Below are 3,853 nucleotides of genomic sequence, written 5' to 3'. Positions count from 1 at the left end.
AAGGGCGTCTGGCAGACGTCGATGGTGACGGCGATTTGGACATCCTTGTCAAGCCTTATCACCACCATGCCCCCTTCATGGGGATTCTCGTTAACCCCACGAAGTAGCAGGGAAAGCGTTTTGCCCCGGAGGCGCCTCGGCACTTTTTGCAGAGGGAAAGCCGTCGGCGTCAAGCAAATGAGACTGGCGACCGGCTGGGGCGGGGTGAAAAAAACGAAATCGGCCGCACCGGTGGGGGCCAGCGCGGCCGATCGTCGAAGGAGGTGGGCTATGCTTTTATACTCTACGCTACAATGAGCGGAAGGTTCGGCAGTTGAGAAAATTTTCTTGAGAAAGCCTGGGGCGGCAGAACGGTGGCCAGCTGCGACTCACCGTTTGGAGAATTGCGTTCCGCGACGGGCACCATGAAGGCCGTACTTCTTCCGTTCCTTCTTCCGGCCATCCGCGGTCAACAGTCCTGCGTCACGGAGCGTCTGCCGCAACTCGGGGTCCATCCGAAGAAGGGCGCGAGCGATGGCCAGTTTGCACGCATCCGCCTGGCCCGAAATCCCACCGCCTGCCACGCGAAGAATGACATCCACGCTCTCCAGACGGCCGGTGAGCTCCAATGGTTGAAGCACCCGCTTCTGATACAGCTCGTTGGGGAAGTAATCTTCCAGGGCCCGGCCGTTGACAGCGATCCGCCCCTGCCCAGGCCGAATCCTTGCCCGGGCCACAGCCGTCGCCTTGCGACGTCCGGTTCCCAGAAAATCGTTCGTCCCTTTGCCCTCAATGACGACTTTCTTCACCATATCTTTTTAACCCGTCGAGTTGATTCCTCAAGTCGATGAATATCGCCTTGCTGATCACCAGAGTTACACCGGCAAAAATCGACGAAATCGCCCTTTTTGTTTGACACCGAGTTCGATCGGCGTGGGCTGCTGAGCCTGATGGGGATGTTCCGGCCCGGCATAAATCTTGAGCTTGCGTAGCATCTTTTTGGCAAGCCGATTCTTCGGAAGCATTCGGCGAACCGCCTCGTAGAGGATCATTTCGGGCTTCCTTTCCTTTCGCTCGGCCGCCGTCTCTGAGCGCAGTCCAGGAAACCCCGTGTACCAGGTGTACTCTTTCTGCTCCCACTTCTTGCCGGTGAATACCACTTTTTCGGCATTTGTGACGATGACGTAATCCCCTGTGTCCACGTGGGGGGTATAAGTCGGCCGATGTTTCCCCATCAAAATTGTGGCAATATCGGACGCCAGTCGACCGACCACCTTGTCGGTCGCATCCACAACATACCACTTCGGCTTCAACGAACCGGGTTTCGCCAGATAGCTTTTTATCACGGCCAGTTTCTTCCTCATGATGTCCCCCGTTCGCACCTGATCCTGGGACAAACGGGAACTTCCAAAAGGCCACCCGACGCGACGCACCAAAAATTTCACATCTAACTTGCGGGGTGCAGGAAGACTGATCTCGCGCGGGCTTCGTAACGTTCCGGAAAAGCTTAATTTAGCGGGGAACTATTCCCGTGCCAAGGGGTACCGCCGCCTGACGGTCACCCCGGCGATCATCACGGGACTGAATCTCTGGCCTTGATTTGGGGCTTGGCCGAACGCAGATCGATGACCAACGGACCGTCCAGCCCCGCAAAGGAGCCATGCTCGCGATAGTATTCTTCAAGCCATTGCAACTTCTTCACGGTTCGCGCGTCGTCCGTCCCCCCGTTTCCTACATCACCCCACAGGATAACACTGCCTTCTCTTGTTAGGATCTGGAATTGAGGATCCCGGGCCCCAGAGCTTTCCTGCAGTGGCATGATCGATCGAAACTGGTACTTGGCCCACACGGGAAGCAGGCGAGCAGCAAGACTCGCCCCGTGTTTCACGAGAGGATCTGCCCAGGGAGTGCCCGCGGGTCCTCGCGGTACCGATTCGACACCCTCAATTCGTGGGTATCGAGAGGCTTCCAGTGGGGTGAAGTCGCGCGTGGGCAAGAGAACCCCGGTCTCGTCGACGGGCAGAAGCCCTCCTGGAACGCGGACCATCGCCACGGGTCGCCGCCATTCCAGTTGTACAACCACTCCCCCGGGAAAACGCTTCTCCGCCCGGGCGACACGACTCACCCACGGATGCTTTTCAATGGCGGTGACGAGCTTCTCCAAGCAGTCCCGATCAGCGAGGGAGAGTGCCCCACCTTGAGCGGCATCCAGAAGGAACTCGGGTCGAGGGTCCTGGTGAATCCACGGCGGAAGGGAGCCCACTTCAATCTCTTCGGGAACTAGGTGAAATCGCGGATCGGCAAGCAACGCGTCTCGGTGTCCGTCCCACAAAATTCGTGTTGCAATGAAGGCCAGCACGCCCAGGAATCCCCAGACAGCCAACCAGCGAACCCCGCGCACCATTGGGGAACTATGGCGCTCAGACTCGTTCGCTTGCCCTTTTTTCGGTTTTGATCTGGCCATTGTGGCTTTCAACGAAGTCGATTTTCCCATAAAAGCCGGACAGGATGACCGGCCCCGCGCGCAGAACCTCCCCACACGTCATTCGGCTGCACGATATACAGGACTTGACCAGAGACGTTGATGGTCGTGTTTCAAGAACAATCGTCACAGAAGTCGCGCAAAGTGCCTGTGAACGCCGACCGCGGGGGCGTGTCGGAAAATGATCAGGCGAGCACAGCCCGGAGCAAAACCACCCTACCAGATTTCCAACTCCAGTTCGAGATTAACGCCCAGGCGATTGGAAACCTGTGTTCGGATGAGATCGATCAATCGGAGAATATCGGCCGTGGTACAACCCGGTTCGGCAACAATGAAATTGGCGTTTCGGTCAGAGACCACAGCCCCGCCGATTCGCGTGCCTTTAAGACCAGCGGCCTCGATCAGTTCGGACGCGGCGGTCCCCCGCGGATCTCGAAAGACCCGGACGGACGCCTGGTGTCCCAGCGGCTGGGCAGCACGGCGCACAATCCAGAGTTTTTGAAGTCGTCGTGCCAGTTCGCGGGGTTCCTCCGGTTGCAGCTCGAACCGCACCTGGAGGATGACCAGGTCATCAAGGCTGGTTCGGCGGTAACCGAAAACAATCTCATTGCGTGGGCGGACCACGATCTCCCCTCCATGGGTGACAACCGTCACCTCTGCGACCCATTGGCCGATATCCCCGCCATGGGCTCCCACGTTCCCGCGGACTGCTCCCCCTACCGTGCCCGGGATTGCCGTAAGGACTTCCAGACCGGCCAGTCCTTCGTGCACGGAGGTGGTGACCAACTTTGGCAAACTCGCCCCACCTCCGGCCAATACCGAATTTTCCACGACCCGAATGTCCGCAAAAGCGGGATGATCGAGATGGATGACCAGCCCGGGGACTCCCTCGTCCCGAATCAGGACATTGCAACCGTTACCAAGGATGCGCACAGGGATGTTTTCCTGGTTTGCCCGCTGGACAATATCGATCAATTCGTCCTGGTTGCGTGGCTGGGCGTAAAATTCCGCCGGTCCCCCAACCCCCAGCCACGTGTGCATGGCCAGCGGCTCCTGCTCTCGGACAATCCTTTCAAGTCCTTTCCACCTCGACATTCGCAGACTCCTTTTGGATTCTGACCGTTTAGCTTGATTGTCCAATTCTACTCAATTCGACTGCCCCAATCGAAGGGGGTTTCGGAGCACGGGTCCGCCCCCTCGCCCCACAGTGTTGAGTGGCAATTGCGAGCCACTCGGAAAGTCCGGTAGATTACAATGAGCACGTGGCGAGCAGGCCGGCTGGCGATCAGTGCGGCAGTTGCCCCGCTGGCCTGTCCTGGATCCAGTGAATGGTCGATTCTACGGGATAGCAACACCCCGGCACACCAGCGACGTGTGCGCATGGCAGGCTAT

General features: G+C 58.4%; 4 protein-coding genes. All 4 read right to left on the bottom strand.

Annotation, left to right across the window (positions count from 1 at the left end; all coding sequences use genetic code 11):
- Positions 1–368 precede the first annotated feature (368 nt).
- The 4 genes from rpsI to murB all read right to left on the bottom strand — a co-directional run bounded on the left by rpsI (position 369) and on the right by murB (position 3,556).
- Positions 369–791, bottom strand: a complete 423-nt coding sequence (rpsI, locus tag H5U08_RS12480; protein WP_297033532.1) for a 30S ribosomal protein S9 — start codon at positions 789–791, stop codon at positions 369–371.
- Positions 792–854: 63 nt separating this feature from the next.
- Positions 855–1,322, bottom strand: coding sequence for a 50S ribosomal protein L13 (gene rplM / locus H5U08_RS12475; protein ID WP_366494513.1), 468 nt, complete (start codon positions 1,320–1,322; stop codon positions 855–857).
- Between the two features lie 230 nt (positions 1,323–1,552).
- Positions 1,553–2,383, bottom strand: coding sequence for a hypothetical protein (locus H5U08_RS12470; protein ID WP_297033529.1), 831 nt, complete (start codon positions 2,381–2,383; stop codon positions 1,553–1,555).
- Positions 2,384–2,677: 294 nt separating this feature from the next.
- Positions 2,678–3,556, bottom strand: coding sequence for a UDP-N-acetylmuramate dehydrogenase (gene murB, locus H5U08_RS12465; protein WP_297033527.1), 879 nt, complete (start codon positions 3,554–3,556; stop codon positions 2,678–2,680).
- Positions 3,557–3,853 lie beyond the last annotated feature (297 nt).

Source organism: Thermogutta sp. (assembly GCF_014359955.1).
In the GTDB taxonomy this organism is placed as follows: domain Bacteria; phylum Planctomycetota; class Planctomycetia; order Pirellulales; family Thermoguttaceae; genus Thermogutta.
This window is presented reverse-complemented; position numbering and strand designations above follow the sequence as displayed.

What these genes read in the sequence shown, in the direction of transcription:
- rpsI (WP_297033532.1), bottom strand. Translation starts at nt 791, where the DNA reads ATGGTGAAGAAAGTCGTCATTGAGGGCAAAGGGACGAACGATTTTCTG.
- murB (WP_297033527.1), bottom strand. Translation starts at nt 3,556, where the DNA reads ATGTCGAGGTGGAAAGGACTTGAAAGGATTGTCCGAGAGCAGGAGCCG.
- H5U08_RS12470 (WP_297033529.1), bottom strand. Translation starts at nt 2,383, where the DNA reads ATGGTGCGCGGGGTTCGCTGGTTGGCTGTCTGGGGATTCCTGGGCGTG.